Origin of the sequence: Pseudoxanthobacter sp. M-2 (assembly GCF_046156265.1) — a bacterium.
Taxonomy (GTDB): Bacteria; Pseudomonadota; Alphaproteobacteria; order Rhizobiales; family Segnochrobactraceae; genus CAMDHY01.
In genome coordinates this window covers 468,057-487,833 of sequence record NZ_JAWDIR010000033.1, presented here as the reverse complement: position 1 = coordinate 487,833, position 19,777 = coordinate 468,057, and the positions used below count along the sequence as shown (strand labels likewise).

Below are 19,777 nucleotides of genomic sequence, written 5' to 3'. Positions count from 1 at the left end.
CCGGCGTCAGTCGCCGAGCCGCCCCTTCGTCGACGGGATCTCGCCGGCGGTGCGCGGGTCGACGGCGACCGCCGTGCGCAGCGCCCGCGCCACCGCCTTGAAGCAGCTCTCGGCGATGTGGTGGCTGTTGGCGCCGTAGAGCGTCTCGACGTGCAGCGTCAGGCCGGCGTTCATCGCGAACGCCCGGAAGAACTCCTGCACCAGCTCGGTGTCGAAGGTGCCGATCTTCGGCGTCGGGAACGTCGTGTTGAACACCAGGAACGGCCGGCCAGAGACGTCGACGGCGGCGCGCGTCAGCGCCTCGTCCATCGGAAGGTAGCTGTGGGCGTAGCGGACGATGCCGCGGCGGTCGCCGAGCGCCTTCAGGATCGCCTGGCCGAGCGCGATGCCGACGTCCTCCACCGTGTGGTGGTCGTCGATGTGCAGGTCGCCCTTCGCCGTCACGCTCATGTCGATGAGCGAGTGGCGGGAGAGCTGGTCGAGCATGTGGTCGAAGAAGCCGACGCCGGTCGAAAAGCTGCCCTTCCCCGTTCCGTCGAGGTCGACGGTGACGGTGATCTCGGTCTCGTTCGTCCTGCGCTCGACGCGCGCCGTCCGCATCGTCCTCGTCGCTCCCGGTCGTGGAATGGCGCCGCTCCGGGTTGGGTCCGGGGGCACGGGCCCGCCCTTCTAACAGAGGGGGCGGGGTGGTGAAAGCCGCTGCCGGCACGGGCTGTGGCGGGGCGACGGCGCCGCCCGCGCCCGGCGGCCCGTCCGGCTTCTTTGCGTCGACACGGAACATCGGGTCGATCGGCCGATTGGACCGCGACAGACCCAGACGAAGGACGCCCCGATGTTTCTCCGTGTCGACAAGCTGCAGATCGATCTACCCGCCCCGAAACGGCAGGACCCCAACGCCGGCGCCGCCCTGCAGGAACTCCTCGGGGGCAAGTACGGCGAGATGTCCACGCTCGGCAACTACATGTTCCAGAGCTTCAACTTCCGCAGCAAGGCGAAGCTGCGGCCGTTCTACAGCCTCGTCGCGGCCATCACGGCGGAAGAGCTCGGCCACGTCGAGCTCGTCAGCAATGGCGTGGCGATGCTGAACAACGGCCCGGACACCGGCGCCGACGAGGAGGACGGCGGCGACATCTCCGGCGCCCCGTTCGAGGACATGAAGGACATCAGGCTCGCCGGCGGCTTCTACTCGCACGCCGGCGGCGCGGTGCCGATCAACAGCAACGGCGCCTCGTGGAACAACGACTTCGTCACCACCACCGGCAACGTCGTGGCGGACCTCCTGCACAATTTCCACCTGGAGTGCGGCGCCCGGCTGCACAAGCTGCGCGTCTATGAGAGCCTGACCGACCCGACCGGCCGCGAGGTCTGCGGCTACCTGCTGGTGCGCGGTTCCGTCCACGCCCACGCCTATGCGCTCGCCCTGAAGCAGATCACCGGCGTGGCGATCGAGAAGATGCTGCCGACGCCCAACATCAATCTCGACCGGATTCCCGAGGCGCAGAAGTACCTCGCCGAGGGTAGCCACTGCCGACTCTATACGTTCAGCCCGAAGGACTACAAGGAGATGTCGGGCATCTGGGGCAACGGCGAGATGGCGCTGCCGGGCGACCCGCCGGGCGAGCTCGAGGTGGTCGAGGGCATGCCGGACGGTGGCAAGATCCACCAGCTCGGCGGCGTCCCGTCGGCCTTCACCCCGGACTACGCGCCGGAGGAGCTCTTCGAAGTCGCACAGAAGCTGACCAAGAAGGCGCGCTGAGGCCGTCGCACCATCGACCGGTCGCGTACGGCTGATCGAGACCGCGGCCCGCCGCCCCCCGGGGTGGCGGGCCGTCTTGCGTCAGGGGTCCGGGCTCTCGGCCGCAAACGTCGCCGCGAAGGCGCGCTCACCGGCCGGCGTGAAGGCGACGATGCGGCCGGTTTCGCCGACCTTTAGCCAGCTCAATTCAGCCATTCGCGTCAGAAGCGCGGCTCCGAGCGAGCCGGCGAGGTGGTGGCGGCGCTCGCTCCAGTCGAGGCAGGCGCGGCAGAGCGGCCGGCGCTTGCCCGCGAGCGGCGCGAGATCGATGCCGAAATCACGGAGGAAGGCTCGGCCGGCGGGGGTCGGCGCGAGTTCGCCGTCGTGCTCGGCCAGCACGCCGCGGCGACGCAGGCCATCGAGCAGCGCGACGCCGCGCTCACCAGCGAGGTGATCGTAGCAGAGCCGGGCGACCCGCAGCGCCGGTTCCTTCGGCCCTGGCCGGGTGCGCACCGCGCCGGTGCGGTCCGCGAGCCCCATCAGGCCTTCCAGCACCGCCGCGACGTCGCTGCCGGAAAGACGGAAATAGCGGTGGCGGCCCTGCTTCTCGACCGCAACGAGGCCGCCCGCCTCGAGCTTCGACAGGTGGCCGCTCGCCGTCGGCAGACCGACGCCCGCCTCGCCGGCGAGCTCGCTGGCGGTCAGCGCCCGGCCGTCCATCAGGGCGGTCAGCATGTTGGCACGGGCGGGATCGCCGAGCAGAGCGGCGACGGCGGCGATGACGGGTCCGTCTTTCATGGTTCGATCATGGCCGAACTATCGACGTCCGGCAAGAGCCTAGGGTGCGGGATCAGGCCACCCCGGCCGCTCCGGAGACGCCGCCATGACCATGCCCCGCACCGCCGGCCGCCGCGCCCGCTTCACCTTCCCCCGCGGCTGTCCGAGCGCCAGCGGCGGTGTCGCCGAAAGGCTTCGGCGGATTGCCGGCGCCTTGCTCGCCGGCGCCGGGCGGCTGTGGCGCATCCGCAGCAACCGCCGCGCCACCCTCGACCTGCTCGACCTCGACGACGACCGCCTCGCCGACATCGGCCTCACCCGCGCCGACGTGCATGTTGCGCTGTTCGACCCGCGCACGCCGGACCCGACGGGGATGCTGGACGCGTCGGCGGCCGAGCGGCGCCGGGCGGGGCGGCGGAGGTGACAAGGGGCTGCGGTGAGTGGGGCGGGCGTTTGTCGGATGGCTGCACACTCGGAAATCACTCTCGACAGCAGAGCCCGCGGCGCCCCCCCTCCCTACCCTCCCCCGCGAGGGGGGAGGGTCTGCGTTGGGGATTTGTCAAACCACCTGACCCAATCTCGGCGCGAACCCTCCCCCCTCGCGGGGGAGGTGGCCGGCGAAGCCGGTCGGAGGGGGGGCCGCGGGCGCAACAGTCAAGGGATCCCTCGGCCCCGGACGAACGCGAGCAACCAAGGTCGGCACTGCGGGGAAGCGAGGGGTCGATCGAGCCTCTGCTCCGGGCTGACGCTGCCTGCTAAGGTGACGCGAACCGCCACCATCCCGCCCCGAGGACGCCGCCGCGATGTACCAGCCGGAGCATTTCCGCGAGGAGCGGCTCGAGGTCCAGCACGCGCTGATCCGGGCCCACCCGCTCGGACTACTGATCTCCTCCGGCGCCGACGGCCTGTCGGCGAACCCGGTGCCGTTCCTGCTGCACGACGCCGACGAGGCCGCTCCCCGCGGGACGCTGCGCGCGCACGTCGCCCGTGCCAACCCGCAGTGGCGGGACTTTCTGGACGGCGACGGGACCGGCGGCGAGGCCCTGATCGTCTTCCAGGGCGCCGACACCTACGTGACGCCGTCCTGGTACGCGACGAAGCGGGAGACGGGGAAGGTCGTGCCGACCTGGAACTATGCCATCGTGCAGGTGCGCGGACGGCCGCGGGTCGTCGAGGACGATGCCTGGCTCTCCCGCCAGATCGAGGCGCTGACCGTCGTGCACGAAGGCGGCCGGCCGGTGCCGTGGGCGGTGTCGGATGCGCCGGCGCGCTATGTCGAGATGCAGAAGCGCGGCATCGTCGGGCTGGAGATCCCCATTGAGCGCATCGATGGGAAATGGAAGGTCAGCCAGAACCGGCCGGAGGCCGACCGGCGGGGCGTCGCGGAGGGCCTCGCGGCGGCCGGAGAGGCAGGTGCGGCGATGGCCGGTCTGGTCGCCACCTATGGCGGGCTCGAGCGCGGCTGACGAGCCCCCCGGCAGGCACCGCCGACGCCGTCCGACCCGGTCGCGCCGACGCATGGCAGCCAACGCATGGCAGGACGGCGATCAGGCCGCTGTCACCGTCCCGTCGAGGGTTTATTGTAGCGGCTGACGCGGCCGCCCGGCTCGGAACGGCCGCGAACAACGGGAGCCCGACGATGCCGACGACCCGCAACTCGATCCACGACAACGCCCGCAAGGCCGCCATCGCGGCGCTCAGCGCCCGCATGGCCGACGCCATCGATCTCGGGCTCGCCATCAAGCACGCCCACTGGAACGTCCGCGGGCCGCAGTTCATCGCCGTGCACGAGATGCTCGACACCCTGCGCGGGGAGATGGACGACCACGTCGACACCATGGCCGAGCGCGTCTCGCAGCTCGCCGGCACGCCGCAGGGCACGCTGCAGGGCGTTTCGGGCGCGACCTCGCTTCCCGCCTATCCGGCTGACGCGAAGGGCATCGAGGCGCACCTGACGGCGCTCGCCGACCGTTACGGCGCTTTCGCCAACGCCGTGCGCAAGGACATCGAGGCGGTCGGCGAAGCCGGCGACCCGACCTCGGCCGACGTGCTGACGCAGGTATCGCGCGGCGTCGACAAGGCACTGTGGTTCATCGAGGCGCACCTACCCGGCAACGCCTGATCGCACCGGAGACGGCCCCTCCCCCGCTGCGGAGGAGGGGCGGCCGGTAGCGGCCCGGATGACGGCCTCTCCCGCAGCGGGAGAGGCCTTCGCTCAGGTGACGTTGAAGGCGGCGATCGCCGCCATGTTGACGAGCTCGGAATCCTTGGCGCCGAGCTGGACGATCTGCACCGGCTTGTCGAGGCCGACGACCAGCGGCCCGATCACCGTCGAGCCGCCGAGTTCGCGCAGCATGCCGGTGGCGATCGAGGCGGCGTCCGCCGACGGCATGACGAGCACGTTCGCCGGGCCGGAGAGGCGCGCGAACGGATAGGCGGTAAGCAGCTCGGCGCTGAGAGCGGACGTGGCCGACATCTCGCCGTCCACCTCGAAGTCCACCCGCTTCCGGTTGAGGATCGCCATCGCCTCCTGGACGCGCCGGGCGCTGTCCGTCGGCGGCTGGCCGAAGGTGGCGCTGGCGAGCAGCGCGACGCGCGGCTCGTAGCCGAGCCGGCGGGCGACGTGGGCCGCCTCGACGGCGATCTCGGCGAGTTCTTCCGCCGTCGGCGTCTCGTGCACGGCGGTATCGGCGACGAGCACCGTGCGGCCGCGCGCCAGCACCATCGACAACCCGATCGGCCGGTGGCCGGGCTTGGCGTCGATGACGCGGCGCACCGCCTCCAGCGTCGAGGCGTAGTGGCGGGTCGAGCCCGTCACCATCGCGTCGGCGTCGCCCAGCGCCACCATCAGGGCGCCGAAATAGTTGCGGTCGGTGTTCACCAGGCGCTGGCAGTCGCGCAGCAGGAAGCCACGGCGCTGCAGGCGGGCGAACAGGAACTCCGCATAGTCGCGGTTGCGGCTCGAGACGCGGGCGTTGGCGATCTCCATGCCCGGCCGGATCTCGACACCGGCAGCCTTCGCGTTCGCCTGGACGATGTCCTCGCGGCCGATCAGGATGGCGGTGCCGAGGCCCTGCACGACGAAGCTCGCGGCGGCGCGGATCGCCGCCTCCTCCTCGCCCTCGGCGAAGACGACGCGCTTCGGCTGCTGGCGCACCTTGGTGAAGACGCGCGCGAGCGTGCCGGCGACGGGGTCGCGACGTGCCGACAGCTGCTCGACATAGGCGGCCATGTCGACGATCGGCCGGCGGGCGACGCCGGTCTCCATCGCCGCCTTCGCCACCGCCGGCGGCACCACCGAGATGAGGCGCGGGTCGAACGGCGCCGGGATGATGTACTGCGGCCCGAAGCGCGGGCGATGGCCGCGATAGGCGGCGGCGACCTCGTCCGGCACGTCCTCGCGGGCGAGCATGGCGAGCGCGTGGGCGGCGGCGATCTTCATCTCGTCGTTGATGGTCGTCGCCCGCACGTCGAGCGCGCCGCGGAAGATGTAGGGGAAGCCGAGGACGTTGTTGACCTGGTTCGGATAGTCCGACCGGCCGGTCGCCATGATGGCGTCGTCGCGGACGGCCGCGACCTCCTCCGGGGTGATCTCCGGATCCGGGTTCGCCATGGCGAAGATGACCGGGTTCGGCGCCATCGAGCGGACCATCTCGTCGGTCAGCGCGCCCTTCACCGAAACGCCGAAGAAGACGTCCGCACCCTCCATCGCCTCGGCGAGGGTGCGCTTGTCGGTGGGGACGGCGTGCGCCGACTTCCACTGGTTCATGCCCTCGGTGCGGCCCTGGTAGACGACACCCTTGGTGTCGCAGAGGATGACGTTCTCGTGCGGCACGCCGAGCGCCTTGATGAGCTCGATGCAGGCGATGCCGGCAGAGCCGGCGCCGTTGCAGACGATCTTCGTCGTCTTCAGCTCGCGCCCGGTGAGGTGCAGCGCGTTGATGACGCCCGCAGCGGCGATGATCGCCGTGCCGTGCTGGTCGTCATGGAACACCGGGATGTCCATGATCTCGCGCAGGCGGCTCTCGATGATGAAGCAGTCCGGCGCGCGGATGTCCTCGAGGTTGATGCCGCCGAAGGACGGTCCGAGGAAGCGCACGCAGTTGACGAACTCGTCGACGTTCTCGGTGTCGACCTCGAGGTCGATGGAGTCGACGTCGGCGAAGCGCTTGAACAGCACCGCCTTGCCTTCCATCACGGGCTTCGCCGCCAGCGCGCCGAGGTTGCCGAGGCCGAGGATGGCGGTGCCGTTGGTGATCACGGCGACGAGGTTGCCGCGGATCGTGTAGTCGAAGGCGCGGCTCGGGTCCTCGGCGATGGCGCGCACCGGCACGGCGACGCCCGGCGAATAGGCGAGCGACAGGTCGCGCTGCGTCGCCATCGGCTTGGTCGCGACGATCTCGATCTTGCCGGGCCGTCCCATCTGGTGGAACTGCAGCGCTTCGCGGTCGGTGAAGGCCAGGCCGGGCCGCGTCGGGCCGTCACTCGCTGCCATCGGATGGAAACTCCTTGGGGGGGCGGGCCGTGCCGGCCTCGAATTTCGGAAAGGGGGGCGACCTTATCCACGGCTCGTTCGGGCCACAAGCCGCCCGGCGGTGAAACGGCGCGCTCACTCTGCTAGCGTCGCGCCGCCATGCGATCCCTCCCCGAAGACGCTCCCGCTCCCCAGGATGCACCCGTCGTCGCCCGCCCGACGCCGATGATGGAGCAGTACATCGAGATCAAGGCGGCGAACCCCGACTGCCTGCTGTTCTACCGCATGGGCGACTTCTACGAGATGTTCTTCGGCGACGCCGAGGTGGCGAGCCGGGCGCTCGGCATCGCGCTGACGAAGCGCGGCAAGCACCTCGGCGACGACATCCCGATGTGCGGCGTGCCGATCCACGCCGCCGACGACTACCTGCAGAAGCTGATCGCACTCGGCCACCGCGTCGCCGTCTGCGAGCAGCTGGAGGACCCCGCCGAGGCGAAGAAGCGCGGCGCGAAGTCGGTGGTCCGCCGCGACGTGGTCCGCCTCGTCACCCCCGGCACGATCACCGAGGAGACGCTGCTCGACGCCGGCCGGCCGAACTGGCTCGCGGCGCTGTCGCGGCTCGGCGGCGGCGACGGCCCGCTCGGGCTCGCCTGGATCGACATCTCCACCGGCGCCTTCCGCGTCGGCGAGGTGGCGCTGGCCGCGCTGCCGGGCGAACTCTCGCGCATCGAGCCGCGCGAACTCCTGGTGCCCGACGGGCTGCTGGCGGACGCGGTCCTCGCGCCGCTCTTGCGGGCGCTGCCGGGGCGAAATCCCGCGACCGCGGTGACGCCGCTGCCGCGCGTCCATTTCGACGGCGCCAGCGCCGCCGAGCGCCTCGCCCGCTTCTACGGCGTCGCGACGCTCGACGGCTTCGGCGCCTTCACGCGCAGCGAGCTGTCGGCCGCCGCCGCCGCGCTCTCCTATGTGGAGCGCACGCAGTTGAGCGCGCGGCCGCCGCTCGACGCGCCGCGCCGCGAGACCGCCGGCGCCGCGATGGCGATCGACGCGGCGACGCGGTCGAGCCTCGAGATCACCCGCACGCAAAACGGCGAGCGCGCCGGCTCGCTGTTTTCAGCCGTCGACCGCACCGTCACCGGCGGCGGCGCGCGGCTGCTGGCGGAGCGGCTGTCGAGCCCCCTCACCGATACCGCCGAGATCGGCCACCGCCACGACGCGGTCGGCTGGCTCCTCGCAGAAGCCGATCGCCGAACCGCCCTGCGGACCGACCTCGCCCGTGCCCCGGACATCGCCCGGGCGCTGTCGCGCCTCGCCCTCGATCGGGGTGGGCCGCGCGACCTCGGCGCCGTCGCCGCCGGGCTCGCCGCCGCCGCCGAGACCGCCGCGACCCTCGACGCCGCCGACGCGCCGCAGGAGATCGCGGACGCGCGGGCCGCGCTCGTGGCGCTGCCGGAGACGTTGTCGGCGACGCTCGCCGATGCCCTTGCCGACAGCCTGCCGCACCTGAAGCGCGATGGCGGCTTCGTCCGCCCCGGCCATCGCGCCGACCTCGACGAGGCCCGGGCGCTCCGTGACGAGAGCCGGCAGGTGATCGCCCGTCTGCAGGGGACCTATGCCGAGGAGACCGGCATCCGGGCGCTCAAGATCCGCCACAACGCCGTGCTCGGCTGGTTCGTCGAGACGCCGCAGGCGCACGGCGAGAAGCTGCTCGCAGCCCCGCTTGGCTCGCACCGCTTCGTGCACCGCCAGACGATGGCCGGCGCCGTGCGCTTCACCACGCCCGAGCTCGCCGAGCTCGAGCAGAAGATCGCCGGCGCCGCCGAGCGGGCGCTGGCGATCGAGCTGACGGTGTTCGCTTCCCTCGTCGAGGCGGTTGTGGCGGCCTCCGACGTGTTGAAGCAGGCGGCAGCCGCGCTCTCCACCCTCGACGTCGCGGCGGCGCTGGCCGACCTCGCCGAGCGCGAGCGCTGGACGCGGCCGGTGGTCGACCGTTCGCTCGCCTTCCGCGTCGCCGGCGGCCGGCACCCGGTGGTGGAGGCGGCGCTGCGGCGCGAGGCGGCCGACCCGTTCGTGCCCAACGATGCCGACCTCGGACCGCCGGCGGGCGAGGCGCACGGGCGGCTCGTCATCGTCACCGGCCCGAACATGGGCGGCAAGTCGACCTATCTGCGCCAGAACGCGCTGATCGCCGTGCTCGCCCAGGCCGGCTCCTACGTGCCGGCGGCAGACGCCCACATCGGCGTCATCGACCGCCTGTTCAGCCGCGTCGGCGCCGCCGACGACCTCGCCCGCGGCCGCTCCACCTTCATGGTCGAGATGGTCGAGACGGCGGCGATCCTCAACCTCGCCACCGAGCGCTCGCTCGTCGTGCTCGACGAGATCGGCCGCGGCACCGCCACCTATGACGGCCTGTCGATCGCCTGGGCAGCGATCGAGCACCTGCACGGCGCCAACCGCTGCCGGACGCTGTTCGCCACCCACTATCACGAGCTGACCGCGCTCGCCGGGCGGCTCGCGCGCGTCGCCAACGCCACGGTGAAGGTGAAGGAGTGGAAGGGCGACGTCGTCTTCCTGCACGAGATCGTGCCGGGCGCCGCCGACCGTTCCTACGGCATCCAGGTGGCGCGCCTCGCCGGCCTGCCGGCGCCGGTGCTCGCCCGCGCCAAGGCGGTGCTGGCGCGGCTCGAATCGGCCGGCCGCACCGGCACGCCCTCGGCGGCGCTCGAAGACCTGCCGCTGTTTTCCGCACCCGCCCGCCCGACGTCCACACCGGTGCCGCCCGACCCGGCGCTGGCGGTGCTCGACGAGATCCACCCCGACGACCTGACCCCGCGCGCCGCGCTGGAGGCGCTCTATCGCCTGAAGGCCGCCCGTAGTAAGAGTATGAAGCGACCAGAATGATCTCACGCATCCACAATGCCTCCGCCTACCCTAAGCTCATGAACGATGCCCTATCTCATTAATACTCTTGAACAAAATAGAACACTTCGGGGAGATTTAGCATAATGCTTGACGAATCATCATTGTCTCCGAAACTTGCACTGAATTATCGACACTATCTGGAGAAAATTGACGAAATTGACTATTCAGGAGATAGGCCGCATCTCACTTGTGAAGATGTGATTGATGCACATTATTTGATCTGCGATCATTTCTTGAACTTGGGAGAGGGTATCGCGGGATTTGGACCTAGAGACTTTAATCTACTGTCCTCAGCTGTTGGAAGACAGCTCGCTTCGGCTGGAGGAGAGTTTGTATATGAAGATCTATGGGAAGTTGCTTCATCTCTAATATTTGGCCTAATTAATGATCATCCCTTTCATGATGCGAATAAGAGAACAGCCTTTCTCAGTTCGGTTTTTTAATGATGGAGAATGGCTACACCCCTTCAGTTGATATCACGTATGTTGAAGATTTCATGATAGAAATTGCTGATTTTAACAGAGCGAATGGCCGAAGCATGGAAATAACAGAGATATCGCCGAAGTTTAAAAGCATGTTTCGTAAACAGGATAACAAGATGTCATATATAGTGACATTCAATGAACTTCAGAATTTGCTGGGAAAGCACGGATGCTCACTTGATAATCCAAGCGGCAACTACATAAATGTGTACAAGGGGCAGGTGAGAGTTTCTCAGATCGGATTTCCTGGTTGGAGCAAGGAAGTCTCAAGGAATGCGATTTCTACAGTTAGAAAATCTACGGGATTGATTCCGGATAACGGCGTTGATGCGCAAGTATTTTTCAAGAATGCCGATCCTCTCAGCGTTCTAATTGGGGAGTACGAGGAGCCTCTGCGGCGGCTTGCCTATAGGTGAGATACAATATTTGACAGTATCATTGATTCCAAAGGAGAATTTGTATGCCGAAGGGCTACTGGATCGCCCGCATCGACGTTGCCGACCCCGAGATTTACAAGCGCTACGTCGCCGGCGCCGTGCCGGCCTTCGAGAAGTACGGCGCGAAGTTCCTCGCCCGCGGCGGCGCCACCTTCCCGATGGAGGGGACGAACCGCGCCCGCAACGTCATCATCGAGTTCCCGTCCGTCCAGGCGGCGCAGGATTGCTGGAATTCACCGGAATATCAGGCGGCGCGAGAACACCGCCTGCCGGTGTCGGCCGGCGAGATCGTCATCGTCGAGGGATTGCCGGACTGAGGCCCACGAGCGGGCCTATCCCTCGAGATCTCAGGATTGGGCCTTTCCCTCGTCTCCGGCGCGAACCCTCCCCCCTCGCGGGGGAGGGCAGGGAGGGGGCGCCGCGGACTCGGCTCCGGCAGTCCGCACCCATCCCCCGGCGGGCGCCTTCCCGCGCCTACTCCTGCTCGGTGCAGGTGGCGACCGGGTCGGCGTCCTCGCCCTGGCGCAGGTCGTAGAGCGAGCCTTCCCGGCCCTTCGTCCACCAGACGAAGGCGCCGCCGGCATAGCGGGCACCGGAGGCCGCCAGCACCGCAACCATGACGCGCCGCCCGCCCTCGACCGGCACCATCGCCAGCGAATCCTCGCCGGCGTTGATGTACTCGACCGTCATCGTCGCCGAGCTGCCCTCGCAGCGATAGTTGACGCTCAACGCCTCCGCTTCGGGCGCATCGAGCATGAGGGTCACGTCAGCGGCCGTCGCGGGCGTGGCGAGGGCGATCGTCGTGCACATCGCGGGGATCAACAAGGCGGGCGTTCGCGACGCGAGCCTCGCCAATCGGTTGCGCAAACCCGACACGATCATTCTTGCTCCTCCGGCCAGTTCTGGCGCCCGTGCAGCACACGGACGACGGCGACGCTCCCCGCGGGGTCGATCTCGTAGACGATGACGAACGGCGCGACCACGAGTTCCCGCGTGCCGGCGAGACGACCGATCCGACCCCGCCGAGGGTGAGCCGAAAGGGATTCGATCTGGTCGAGGATCAGGCGGCCGACGCGCTCGGCGGCACGCGGCCTCTCAGCGTGGATGCAGGCGATCTGGCCGGCAAAGTCGGTGGACGCGGCCTGCGACCACCGGATGGTCACCGCCGGCGCCCGATGATCTGCTCGAACGTTTCCACGACCGCCTCATGGGAGACGACGCGGCCCGCGGCGACGTCGGCACGCCCCGCCTCGACGGCGGCGACGAACGCCTCTTCGGACTGCACGAAGCCCCCGAGGGCTTCCGCCACGATGCTGTCGCGGGAGCGCCCGGTAGCGGCCTCGAGCCGGCTGAGCCGGACCTCGAGGTCCTCGTCGATCTGGGCGGTCAGCGTGGTCTGCATCGGGCTCTCCATCGCCCCGCAGTATAGCGGCATGGCTGCAGCCTCGAAACAGCCACCCCGCCTTTGCCTCACCGCCCGCGGCTGCTATGAGCGGTCGCGACAGCCACAGTGTCCCCCGGATCCCGCCCCATGACCCCCATGCGCCTCGTCGTCGTCGGAGCCGCCGGCCGGATGGGCCGGGCGCTGGTGCGCACGATCGCCGCGACCGAGGGCGTGACGCTCGCCGGTGCCGTCGAGCGCGAGGGGTCGCCCCACCTCGGCGAGGACGCCGGCGTGCTCGCCGGCCTGCCGGCGAACGGCATCGCGCTGTCGGACGACCCGCTGCCACTGTTCGCGGCGGCCGAGGGCGTGCTCGACTTCACGAGCCCCGCCTCGACCCTGCACTTCGCCGAACTCGCCGCGCAGGCGCGCATCGTCCACGTCATCGGCACCACCGGCTGCAGCGCCGCCGACGACGACCGCATCGAGGCCGCCTCGCGCCACGCGGTGGTGGTGAAGTCCGGCAACATGAGCCTCGGCGTCAACCTGCTCGCCGCGCTGGTGCGCAAGGCGGCGCGGGCGCTGGGTCCCGAGTTCGACCTCGAGATCGTCGAGATGCACCATCGCCACAAGGTCGACGCGCCCTCGGGCACGGCGCTTTTGCTCGGCGAGGCGGCCGCGGCCGGCCGCGGCGTGGCGCTGCGGGATGTGGCCGTGCGGGCTCGCGACGGCCACACTGGCGCGCGGCCGGCGGGGGCGATCGGCTTCCAGGCGCTGCGCGGCGGGTCCGTCGTCGGCGACCACACCGTCATCCTCGCCGGCGACGGCGAGCGCATCGAGCTCACCCACCGCGCCGAGAGCCGGGAGCTGTTCGCCAAGGGCGCCGTCACGGCGGCGCTGTGGGGCCGCGGCCGCAAGCCCGGCCTCTATTCGATGGCCGACGTGCTCGGGCTTTCAGACTAGGCTGCCGACATCAAGGAAGGATCACCCCGCATGGACCGTCTCCTCGTGCTCGTCCGCCACGGCCAGAGCGAGTGGAACCTGAAGAACCTGTTCACCGGCTGGCGCGATGTCGGGCTGACCGAGAAGGGCGTCGCCGAGGCGCACGCCGCAGGCCTGGCGCTGAAGGCGGCGGGCCTCTCCTTCGACGTCGCCTACACCTCGGTGCTGTCGCGTGCCGAGGAGACCTGCCGGATCATGCTCCAGGAGCTCGGCCAGGCGGACCTGCCGACGATCCGCGACGCGGCGCTCAACGAGCGGGACTATGGCGAGCTCACCGGCCTCAACAAGGACGACGCGCGCGCCCGCTTCGGCGAGGAGCAGGTGCACATCTGGCGCCGTTCCTTCGACGTGCCGCCGCCCGGCGGCGAGAGCCTGAAGGACACGGCCGCCCGCACGCTGCCCTATTTCCACAAGGAGATCCTGCCGCGGGTGAAGGCCGGCGAGCGGGTGCTGGTCGCCGCCCACGGCAACAGCCTGCGCTCGATCATCATGGACCTCGAGGAATTGTCGGGCGAGGAGATCGTGGCGCGCGAACTCGCGACGGGCTCGCCGATCATCTACCGCCTCGACGCCGAGGGCCGCATCGCCGAGAAGCGCGACCTCGCCGCCTGATCCTCCCGCCCGCCCGCCTGAGGAGGCTGCCGTGGAAGACGTCGTCGCCGCCCCCGCGATCGAGATCCGCTCGCTGACCGAAGAGGCGATCCGCGAGCACGCCCGCGGCCTCTCCGAGGTGCTCGCCGACTGCGTCGAGGGCGGCGCCTCCGTCGGCTTCATGCTGCCCTATGCGATCGAGGACGCCGTGCCCTACTGGCACGCCGTCGCCGATGCGGTCGGGCGCGGCGAGCGCATCTGCCTCGCCGCCCTGGTCGACGGCCTCGTCGTCGGCACGGCGCAGCTGAATTTCGCGCCGATGCCGAACCAGCCGCACCGGGCGGACGTGTCGAAGCTGCTCGTCCACCGCGCCGCCCGCAACCACGGCCTCGGCACAGCGCTGATGCACCAGCTCGAGATCGAGGCGGCGCTGCACGGCCGCTCGCTGCTCGTTCTCGACACCGCCGTCGGCGGCGGCGCCGAGGCGCTCTACGAGCGGATGGGCTGGCAGCCGGTCGGCGAGGTGCCGGGCTATGCGCTGTGGCCCGACGGCGGCGAGTGCGCGACGCGCTTCTACTGGAAGCGGCTGGACGGCTGAGGCGCGGCACGCGCGATCCGCGCAAGCGGTGCGGAGGCCACTCTCACACCTCGATGTTGTCGATCAACCGCGTCGCGCCGAGCTTTGCGGCAGCGACGATGACGAGGGGGTCGCCCGGCTGCGGCTCGGCGAGATCGCTACGGCGGCGCACCGCGACGTAATCCACATGCCAGCCGCGGCCAGTGAGTGCCCCCGCCGCATCCGCCTCGACGCCACCGATGCTTTCGCCGGCGCGCAAGCTCGCGGCGGCGGAGACGAGCGAGCGCCGCAGCGCCGCCGCCTCGGCGCGCTCGGCCGCCGTGAGGTAGCCATTGCGCGACGACAGGGCGAGGCCGTCGTCGGCGCGCGCCGTCTCGACCCCGACGATCTCGACGCCCATGGACAACTGCCGCACCATCGCCTCGACGACGCGCAGCTGCTGGTAGTCCTTCTTGCCGAACACCGCGACCGCCGGGCGCACCATCAGGAACAGCTTCGCCACCACGGTGGCAACGCCCGTGAAGAAGCCGGGCCGGACGGCGCCTTCCAGGATGTCGGTCAGCGCCGGCGGCGGCACGACGCGCACCGTCTGCGGCTCGGGATACATCTCCGCGACCGTTGGCGCGTAGACGACGTCGACGCCGAGGGCACCGAGCTTCTCGAGGTCCGCCTCGAACGTGCGTGGATAACGGTCGAAGTCTTCGCTCGGGGCGAACTGCAGCGGGTTGACGAAGATCGAGACGGCGACCCGGCCACCGCGGGCCTTGGCGACGCGCACGAGGTCGAGATGGCCCTCGTGCAGGTTGCCCATGGTGGGCACGAGCGCGCAGGAACCGCGCGGCCCCGCGTCCAGCGGCAGGCGGCGCCGCAGATCGGCGACGGTGCGGACGACGTCCATGATGGTCCGTCGGCTCAGGCGGTCTGTTTCTTCGGCGTGCCGAAGACGTGCTCCGGCCCGGGGAAGCGGCGCGCCTTGACGTCGGCCGCATAGGCGGCGGCCGCCTCCGACAGCTGCGCGCCGAGCTCGGCATAGCGCTTGACGAAGCGCGGCTTGAAGTCGTCGAACAGGCCGACGAGGTCCTCGCTGACGAGCACCTGGCCGTCGCAGGCCGGCGAGCCGCCGATGCCGATGGTGACGATCGGCAGCTCCGCGGTGATCTGGCGGGCGATCGGCTCCAGCATCGCCTCAAGCACGACGGAGAAGGCGCCGGCCTCGGAAATGGCGCGGGCGTCGTCGCGGATCTTGATCGCTTCGGCATCCGTGCGCCCGCGGGCGCGGAAGCCGCCGAGCGTGTTCACCGCCTGCGGCGTCATGCCGACGTGGCCCATCACCGGCACGCCGCGCTGGGTGAGGAAGTGGACGGTCTCGGCCATCTCGGCGCCGCCCTCGAGCTTCACCGCGCCGCAGCCGGTCTGCGCCATGATGCGTGCTGCGGTGCGGAAGGCCTGCTCCGGGCTCTCCTGGTAGCTGCCGAACGGCAGGTCGACGACGACGAGCGAGGTCTGCGAGCCGCGCACGACGGCGGCACCGTGGGCGATCATCAGCTCCGGCGTCACCGCAACGGTCGAGTCGAAGCCGTAGACGACCATGCCGAGGCTGTCGCCGACGAGCAGCACGTCGACGTGCGGATCGAGGAATTTCGCCGTCGCCGCCGTGTAGGCGGTCAAGACGACGACAGGCTCACCGCCTTTCCGGGCCGCGACTTCCGGTGCGGTGACCCGGTGCGACCGTCCCGCTGCGCTCATCTTGGCTCGTCCCGGCCGCCGTCTGTTTTGTCCGCCGAGCGTTGGCGACCTCTCGCTCGGCGATCACGAATTTGTAACGCTGCACTGCGGCATATTCAACGCCGATCGGCGGCGGCCGTTGCCATGGCATGCGAACCGCGCCCTTCAGCGTGTGCGCCGCTTGGCGCGCCGGGGGTCGGGTGCTATCTGGCACGCCATGACCCGTGCCCCGCAGCCGCTCATCCGCAACTTCTCGATCATCGCCCACATCGACCATGGCAAGTCGACGTTGGCCGATCGCCTCATCCAGCGCACCGGCGGCCTCACCGCCCGCGAGATGAAGGATCAGGTGCTCGATTCCATGGACATCGAGCGCGAGCGCGGCATCACCATCAAGGCGCAGACGGTGCGCCTCGAGTATCCGGCGAAGGACGGCAAGACCTACGTTCTCAACCTCATGGACACGCCGGGCCACGTCGATTTCGCCTACGAGGTGTCGCGCTCGCTCGCAGCCTGCGAGGGCTCGCTGCTCGTCGTCGACGCCAGCCAGGGCGTCGAGGCGCAGACGCTCGCCAACGTCTACAAGGCGATCGACAACAACCACGAGATCGTGCCGATCCTCAACAAGATCGACCTGCCCGCCGCCGAGCCCGAGCGCATCAAGGAGCAGATCGAGGAGGTGATCGGCCTCGATGCCTCCAACGCCGTGATGATCTCGGCCAAGACCGGCCTCGGCATCGACGACGTGCTGGAGGCGATCGTCACCCGCCTGCCGCCGCCGCAGGGCGACGTCGACGCGCCGCTGAAGGCGATGCTGGTCGACAGCTGGTACGACGCCTATCTCGGCGTCGTCGTTCTGGTGCGCGTCATCGACGGCAAGATGCGCAAGGGCCAGCGCATCCTGATGATGGGCACCGACGCCGCCTACGAGGTCGAGCGCCTCGGCGTCTTCACCCCGAAGATGGTGGCGATGGAGGCGCTCGGCCCCGGCGATGTCGGCTTCTTCACCGCCTCCATCAAGGAAGTGGCCGACACCCGCGTCGGCGACACCATCACCGACGAGAAGAAGCCCGCCGCCGAGATGCTGCCCGGCTTCCGGCCGGCCCAGCCGGTGGTGTTCTGCGGGCTGTTCCCGGTCGATGCCGCCGACTTCGAAGACCTGCGGTCGGCGATGGGGCGGCTGCGCCTCAACGACGCGAGCTTCTCCTTCGAGATGGAGTCCTCCGCCGCGCTCGGCTTCGGCTTCCGCTGCGGCTTCCTCGGCCTGCTGCATCTCGAGATCATCCAGGAGCGGCTGGAGCGCGAGTTCAACCTCGACCTGATCGCGACGGCGCCGTCGGTGGTCTACAAGATCACCCAGACCAACGGCACCGAACTCGAGCTCCACAACCCGGCCGACATGCCGGATCCGGTGAAGATCGAGGAGATCGCCGAGCCGTGGATTCGCGCGACGATCCTCACCCCCGACGACTATCTCGGCTCGGTGCTGAAGCTCTGCCAGGAGCGCCGCGGCGTGCAGGTCGACTTGAGCTACGTCGGCAAGCGCGCGATGGCGACCTACGACCTGCCGCTGAACGAGGTGGTGTTCGACTTCTACGACCGTCTGAAGTCGATCTCGAAGGGCTACGCCTCCTTCGATTACCAGCTGACCGACTACCAGCCGGGCGACCTCGTGAAGATGCAGATCCTCGTCAACGCCGAGCCGGTCGACGCGCTGTCGATGCTCGTCCACCGTACCCAGGCGGAGCGGCGCGGCCGGGCGATGTGCGAGAAGCTGAAGGAACTGATCCCGCCGCACATGTTCCAGATTCCGGTGCAGGCGGCGATCGGCGGCAAGATCATCGCCCGCGAGACGATCCGGGCGCTCCGCAAGGACGTGACGGCGAAGTGCTACGGCGGCGACGCCACCCGCAAGCGCAAGCTCCTCGACAAGCAGAAGGAGGGCAAGAAGCGCATGCGCCAGTTCGGCCGCGTCGAGATCCCCCAGGAGGCGTTCATCGCCGCCCTGAAGGTGGACGTCTAGGCCGCGCGCCGTCATCCACGCGCAACGCACACGCCCAGACCGCCGACGCCACTGAGCCCCGCTGTGGGCGAGGCGAATTCGTGCTTTGCCCCGCCCTCACCCCGTCGGGATGCGGGCTCTCGCGTTGTCGACGACGACCGTGAGGCTGGCCCGGACGATCTGCAGCACGGTGCGGTCGATGCGGGATTCAGACATCGCCTCGCGCATCCCGACGGCCTGCTCGACGAGGTGCAGGGTCGCGTCGAGGGCCGCGTGGGCGCGGGCCGGGTCGTCCTCGGCGTAGCGAGCGACGGTCTCGATGTAGGATCGTTCCAGGAGATCGGCGATCAGCACCACCGCCGACGTCTCGAATGAGATGCGGTCGGCCGAATAATCGGCGGACACATCATTGGACGCGTAGTTTCCCTTCATGGCGCCACCCCAACTCATCCGGCAGGGCGCTGGAGCGGGTGTGGTCGCTCCCGCGCGGACAAGGAGGGTCTACGTCGTCTGGCGCGAACCGGATCACGCGATGCCGCAAATTTCGGCACCGGCCGCTCCCGGCCACAATCGGCCGGGAGCGGCGGGCGTCGGATCAGCCGTAGCGGTAGGGCGCGCCGGCCTTCTGCATGGTGGCGGCGTAGGTCTTCAGGATCTCGACCACCTTGGCGTCACGGGGGCTGCGCTGGGCGATCTCGTCCCAGAACTTCAGCGCCTCTTCCTCCACCTGGTGCCACTCCGCCTCCGGGATGGTGGTGAGCTCGAGCTTGCCGCCGGTGACGCGGTAGTGCGCCTCGCCCCACCAGTACCAGTGCTGCCGGTAGTAGTTGGAGCTGTCCATGGAGAGCTGGAACAGCGTCTTCAGGTGCTCCGGCAGCTCGGCCCAGCGGTCGGAGTTGGCGAAGTAGGAGCCGCACCAGGCGCCGGAGATGTTGTTGGTCAGGTAGTACTTGGTGATGTCGGCCCAGCCGACGGTGTAGGCCTCGGTGGCGCCGCACCAGGCGACGCCGTCGATCTCGCCGGTCTGGATGGCGACCTCGATGTCCTCCCACGGCAGCGTCACCGGCACCACGCCGAAGCGCTCGAGGAAGCGGCCGCCCGTCGGGAAGGTGAAGACGCGCAGGCCCTTGAGGTCGGCGACGCTGCGGATCGGCTTCGTCGTGACGAAGTTGCAGGGATCCCAGGAGCCGGCACCGAGCCACTCGACGCCCGGGACCTCGGCGTAGGCCTCCTTCCAGATGTCGTTGAGGCCGTAGTTGTGGAACAGCGCCGGGATGTCGAGGCTGTAGCGCGAAGCGAACGGGAAGTAGGCGGCGAACACCGCCACGTCGACCGGCGAGGCCATCGAATCGTCGTCGCTCTGGGCGGCGTCGATGGTGCCCTGCTGGACGGCGCGGAACAGCTCGCCCTGCGGCACCAGCTGGTCGGCGGTGTAGAGCTCGATCGTCATCTCGCCGTTGGCGGCCTTGTTGAAGGCGTCGATCGACGGCTTGATGACGTGCTCGGCGAGCGCCGGACCGGCGTAGGTCTGCAGGCGCCACTTGATCGGGCTCTGCGCCTTGACGTAGGGCGCGGCGAGCGTCGTGGCGCCGACGGCGCCGGCGCCGGCGAGGCCGGCGTTCTTCAGGAACTGGCGTTTGCTGAGGCGCTTGGTTTCGCTCATTGCTCTTCC

22 protein-coding genes are annotated in these 19,777 nt (G+C 69.6%); 12 read left to right on the top strand and 10 right to left on the bottom strand.

The features are described from left to right. Window positions 1–6: 6 nt before the first annotated feature. Entirely contained in the window at window positions 7–600 is a 594-nt protein-coding gene (gene hisB, locus RUR49_RS17380; protein ID WP_409147644.1) for an imidazoleglycerol-phosphate dehydratase HisB, read from the bottom strand. 232 nt (window positions 601–832) lie between these two features. Here hisB and RUR49_RS17375 point away from each other — a divergent pair, with 232 nt between their 5' ends. Then, window positions 833–1,756, top strand: coding sequence for a manganese catalase family protein (locus RUR49_RS17375; RefSeq protein ID WP_409147643.1), 924 nt, complete (start codon window positions 833–835; stop codon window positions 1,754–1,756). Between the two features lie 81 nt (window positions 1,757–1,837). Here the strand turns inward: RUR49_RS17375 and RUR49_RS17370 are convergent, their stop codons facing one another. Next, window positions 1,838–2,533 (bottom strand): ArsR/SmtB family transcription factor, encoded by a 696-nt coding sequence (locus RUR49_RS17370; protein ID WP_409147642.1) that lies wholly within the window; start codon window positions 2,531–2,533, stop codon window positions 1,838–1,840. A gap of 85 nt (window positions 2,534–2,618) precedes the next feature. Here RUR49_RS17370 and RUR49_RS17365 point away from each other — a divergent pair, with 85 nt between their 5' ends. The 3 genes from RUR49_RS17365 to dps all read left to right on the top strand — a co-directional run bounded on the left by RUR49_RS17365 (window position 2,619) and on the right by dps (window position 4,634). After that, the gene (locus RUR49_RS17365) at window positions 2,619–2,936 is read left to right on the top strand and encodes a DUF1127 domain-containing protein (RefSeq protein WP_409147641.1); all 318 of its coding nucleotides are present in this window, start codon (window positions 2,619–2,621) and stop codon (window positions 2,934–2,936) included. Between the two features lie 379 nt (window positions 2,937–3,315). After that, complete coding sequence (locus RUR49_RS17360; protein WP_409147640.1) at window positions 3,316–3,978, top strand: FMN-binding negative transcriptional regulator; 663 nt, start codon at window positions 3,316–3,318, stop codon at window positions 3,976–3,978. Window positions 3,979–4,151: 173 nt separating this feature from the next. Next, window positions 4,152–4,634 carry a DNA starvation/stationary phase protection protein Dps gene (gene dps, locus RUR49_RS17355; protein ID WP_409147639.1) on the top strand — a complete coding sequence of 161 codons (483 nt, stop codon included), beginning with the start codon at window positions 4,152–4,154 and terminating at the stop codon, window positions 4,632–4,634. Between the two features lie 93 nt (window positions 4,635–4,727). Here the strand turns inward: dps and RUR49_RS17350 are convergent, their stop codons facing one another. After that, window positions 4,728–7,007: an NADP-dependent malic enzyme gene (locus RUR49_RS17350; protein WP_409147638.1), complete on the bottom strand. Its 2,280-nt coding sequence runs from the start codon at window positions 7,005–7,007 to the stop codon at window positions 4,728–4,730. A 138-nt stretch (window positions 7,008–7,145) separates the two neighbouring features. Here RUR49_RS17350 and mutS point away from each other — a divergent pair, with 138 nt between their 5' ends. The 4 genes from mutS (at window position 7,146) to RUR49_RS17330 (ending at window position 11,144) form a co-directional block, all read left to right on the top strand. Further along, window positions 7,146–9,887, top strand: a complete 2,742-nt coding sequence (gene mutS, locus RUR49_RS17345; RefSeq protein WP_409147637.1) for a DNA mismatch repair protein MutS — start codon at window positions 7,146–7,148, stop codon at window positions 9,885–9,887. A 104-nt stretch (window positions 9,888–9,991) separates the two neighbouring features. Next, on the top strand, window positions 9,992–10,351 hold the full coding sequence (locus RUR49_RS17340) for a type II toxin-antitoxin system death-on-curing family toxin (RefSeq protein ID WP_409147636.1): 360 nt from the start codon (window positions 9,992–9,994) through the stop codon (window positions 10,349–10,351). 2 nt (window positions 10,352–10,353) lie between these two features. Next, on the top strand, window positions 10,354–10,806 hold the full coding sequence (locus tag RUR49_RS17335; protein WP_409147635.1) for a hypothetical protein: 453 nt from the start codon (window positions 10,354–10,356) through the stop codon (window positions 10,804–10,806). Window positions 10,807–10,850: 44 nt separating this feature from the next. Then, a complete protein-coding gene (locus RUR49_RS17330) occupies window positions 10,851–11,144 on the top strand; it encodes a DUF1330 domain-containing protein (RefSeq protein ID WP_409147634.1) in 294 nt (97 codons plus the stop codon). A 157-nt stretch (window positions 11,145–11,301) separates the two neighbouring features. Here RUR49_RS17330 and RUR49_RS17325 read toward each other — a convergent pair whose 3' ends face one another. The 3 genes from RUR49_RS17325 to RUR49_RS17315 form a co-directional block, all read right to left on the bottom strand. Next, entirely contained in the window at window positions 11,302–11,637 is a 336-nt protein-coding gene (locus tag RUR49_RS17325; RefSeq protein WP_409147633.1) for an MliC family protein, read from the bottom strand. 68 nt (window positions 11,638–11,705) lie between these two features. Beyond that, complete coding sequence (locus RUR49_RS17320) at window positions 11,706–11,990, bottom strand: type II toxin-antitoxin system RelE/ParE family toxin (protein ID WP_409147632.1); 285 nt, start codon at window positions 11,988–11,990, stop codon at window positions 11,706–11,708. Continuing rightward, the gene (locus RUR49_RS17315; protein WP_409147631.1) at window positions 11,987–12,229 is read right to left on the bottom strand and encodes a CopG family ribbon-helix-helix protein; all 243 of its coding nucleotides are present in this window, start codon (window positions 12,227–12,229) and stop codon (window positions 11,987–11,989) included. Before RUR49_RS17315 ends, RUR49_RS17320 begins: the two co-directional genes overlap by 4 nt. A 138-nt stretch (window positions 12,230–12,367) precedes the next feature. Here RUR49_RS17315 and dapB point away from each other — a divergent pair, with 138 nt between their 5' ends. Genes dapB through RUR49_RS17300 form a run of 3 tightly spaced genes read left to right on the top strand, consistent with a single transcriptional unit; the run spans window position 12,368 to window position 14,399 of the window. After that, window positions 12,368–13,171, top strand: coding sequence for a 4-hydroxy-tetrahydrodipicolinate reductase (dapB, locus tag RUR49_RS17310; RefSeq protein ID WP_409147699.1), 804 nt, complete (start codon window positions 12,368–12,370; stop codon window positions 13,169–13,171). Window positions 13,172–13,201: 30 nt separating this feature from the next. Beyond that, window positions 13,202–13,822 (top strand): 2,3-bisphosphoglycerate-dependent phosphoglycerate mutase, encoded by a 621-nt coding sequence (locus tag RUR49_RS17305; RefSeq protein WP_409147630.1) that lies wholly within the window; start codon window positions 13,202–13,204, stop codon window positions 13,820–13,822. A 31-nt stretch (window positions 13,823–13,853) separates the two neighbouring features. Continuing rightward, window positions 13,854–14,399: a GNAT family N-acetyltransferase gene (locus RUR49_RS17300; protein ID WP_409147629.1), complete on the top strand. Its 546-nt coding sequence runs from the start codon at window positions 13,854–13,856 to the stop codon at window positions 14,397–14,399. A 43-nt stretch (window positions 14,400–14,442) separates the two neighbouring features. On the opposite strand, the gene panC is transcribed toward RUR49_RS17300, so the two are convergent. Together panC and panB are read right to left on the bottom strand one after the other, a co-directional pair. Next, the gene (gene panC / locus RUR49_RS17295; protein ID WP_409147628.1) at window positions 14,443–15,276 is read right to left on the bottom strand and encodes a pantoate--beta-alanine ligase; all 834 of its coding nucleotides are present in this window, start codon (window positions 15,274–15,276) and stop codon (window positions 14,443–14,445) included. Window positions 15,277–15,290: 14 nt separating this feature from the next. Continuing rightward, a complete protein-coding gene (panB, locus tag RUR49_RS17290; RefSeq protein ID WP_409147627.1) occupies window positions 15,291–16,124 on the bottom strand; it encodes a 3-methyl-2-oxobutanoate hydroxymethyltransferase in 834 nt (277 codons plus the stop codon). Window positions 16,125–16,320: 196 nt separating this feature from the next. On the opposite strand from panB, the gene lepA reads away from it, so the two are divergent. After that, the gene (gene lepA / locus RUR49_RS17285) at window positions 16,321–18,126 is read left to right on the top strand and encodes a translation elongation factor 4 (protein ID WP_409147626.1); all 1,806 of its coding nucleotides are present in this window, start codon (window positions 16,321–16,323) and stop codon (window positions 18,124–18,126) included. Between the two features lie 96 nt (window positions 18,127–18,222). Here lepA and RUR49_RS17280 read toward each other — a convergent pair whose 3' ends face one another. Continuing rightward, window positions 18,223–18,537 carry a hypothetical protein gene (locus RUR49_RS17280; protein WP_409147625.1) on the bottom strand — a complete coding sequence of 105 codons (315 nt, stop codon included), beginning with the start codon at window positions 18,535–18,537 and terminating at the stop codon, window positions 18,223–18,225. Between the two features lie 163 nt (window positions 18,538–18,700). Continuing rightward, entirely contained in the window at window positions 18,701–19,768 is a 1,068-nt protein-coding gene (locus RUR49_RS17275) for a TRAP transporter substrate-binding protein (protein ID WP_409147624.1), read from the bottom strand. Window positions 19,769–19,777 lie beyond the last annotated feature (9 nt).

What these genes read in the sequence shown, in the direction of transcription:
- RUR49_RS17365 (WP_409147641.1), top strand. Translation starts at nt 2,619, where the DNA reads ATGACCATGCCCCGCACCGCCGGCCGCCGCGCCCGCTTCACCTTCCCC.
- lepA (WP_409147626.1), top strand. Translation starts at nt 16,321, where the DNA reads ATGACCCGTGCCCCGCAGCCGCTCATCCGCAACTTCTCGATCATCGCC.
- RUR49_RS17360 (WP_409147640.1), top strand. Translation starts at nt 3,316, where the DNA reads ATGTACCAGCCGGAGCATTTCCGCGAGGAGCGGCTCGAGGTCCAGCAC.
- RUR49_RS17315 (WP_409147631.1), bottom strand. Translation starts at nt 12,229, where the DNA reads ATGCAGACCACGCTGACCGCCCAGATCGACGAGGACCTCGAGGTCCGG.
- RUR49_RS17280 (WP_409147625.1), bottom strand. Translation starts at nt 18,537, where the DNA reads ATGAAGGGAAACTACGCGTCCAATGATGTGTCCGCCGATTATTCGGCC.
- dapB (WP_409147699.1), top strand. Translation starts at nt 12,368, where the DNA reads ATGCGCCTCGTCGTCGTCGGAGCCGCCGGCCGGATGGGCCGGGCGCTG.
- RUR49_RS17335 (WP_409147635.1), top strand. Translation starts at nt 10,354, where the DNA reads ATGGAGAATGGCTACACCCCTTCAGTTGATATCACGTATGTTGAAGAT.
- panB (WP_409147627.1), bottom strand. Translation starts at nt 16,124, where the DNA reads ATGAGCGCAGCGGGACGGTCGCACCGGGTCACCGCACCGGAAGTCGCG.
- dps (WP_409147639.1), top strand. Translation starts at nt 4,152, where the DNA reads ATGCCGACGACCCGCAACTCGATCCACGACAACGCCCGCAAGGCCGCC.
- RUR49_RS17340 (WP_409147636.1), top strand. Translation starts at nt 9,992, where the DNA reads ATGCTTGACGAATCATCATTGTCTCCGAAACTTGCACTGAATTATCGA.
- RUR49_RS17275 (WP_409147624.1), bottom strand. Translation starts at nt 19,768, where the DNA reads ATGAGCGAAACCAAGCGCCTCAGCAAACGCCAGTTCCTGAAGAACGCC.
- hisB (WP_409147644.1), bottom strand. Translation starts at nt 600, where the DNA reads ATGCGGACGGCGCGCGTCGAGCGCAGGACGAACGAGACCGAGATCACC.
- panC (WP_409147628.1), bottom strand. Translation starts at nt 15,276, where the DNA reads ATGGACGTCGTCCGCACCGTCGCCGATCTGCGGCGCCGCCTGCCGCTG.
- RUR49_RS17330 (WP_409147634.1), top strand. Translation starts at nt 10,851, where the DNA reads ATGCCGAAGGGCTACTGGATCGCCCGCATCGACGTTGCCGACCCCGAG.
- RUR49_RS17350 (WP_409147638.1), bottom strand. Translation starts at nt 7,007, where the DNA reads ATGGCAGCGAGTGACGGCCCGACGCGGCCCGGCCTGGCCTTCACCGAC.
- RUR49_RS17305 (WP_409147630.1), top strand. Translation starts at nt 13,202, where the DNA reads ATGGACCGTCTCCTCGTGCTCGTCCGCCACGGCCAGAGCGAGTGGAAC.
- RUR49_RS17370 (WP_409147642.1), bottom strand. Translation starts at nt 2,533, where the DNA reads ATGAAAGACGGACCCGTCATCGCCGCCGTCGCCGCTCTGCTCGGCGAT.
- mutS (WP_409147637.1), top strand. Translation starts at nt 7,146, where the DNA reads ATGCGATCCCTCCCCGAAGACGCTCCCGCTCCCCAGGATGCACCCGTC.
- RUR49_RS17375 (WP_409147643.1), top strand. Translation starts at nt 833, where the DNA reads ATGTTTCTCCGTGTCGACAAGCTGCAGATCGATCTACCCGCCCCGAAA.
- RUR49_RS17325 (WP_409147633.1), bottom strand. Translation starts at nt 11,637, where the DNA reads ATGTGCACGACGATCGCCCTCGCCACGCCCGCGACGGCCGCTGACGTG.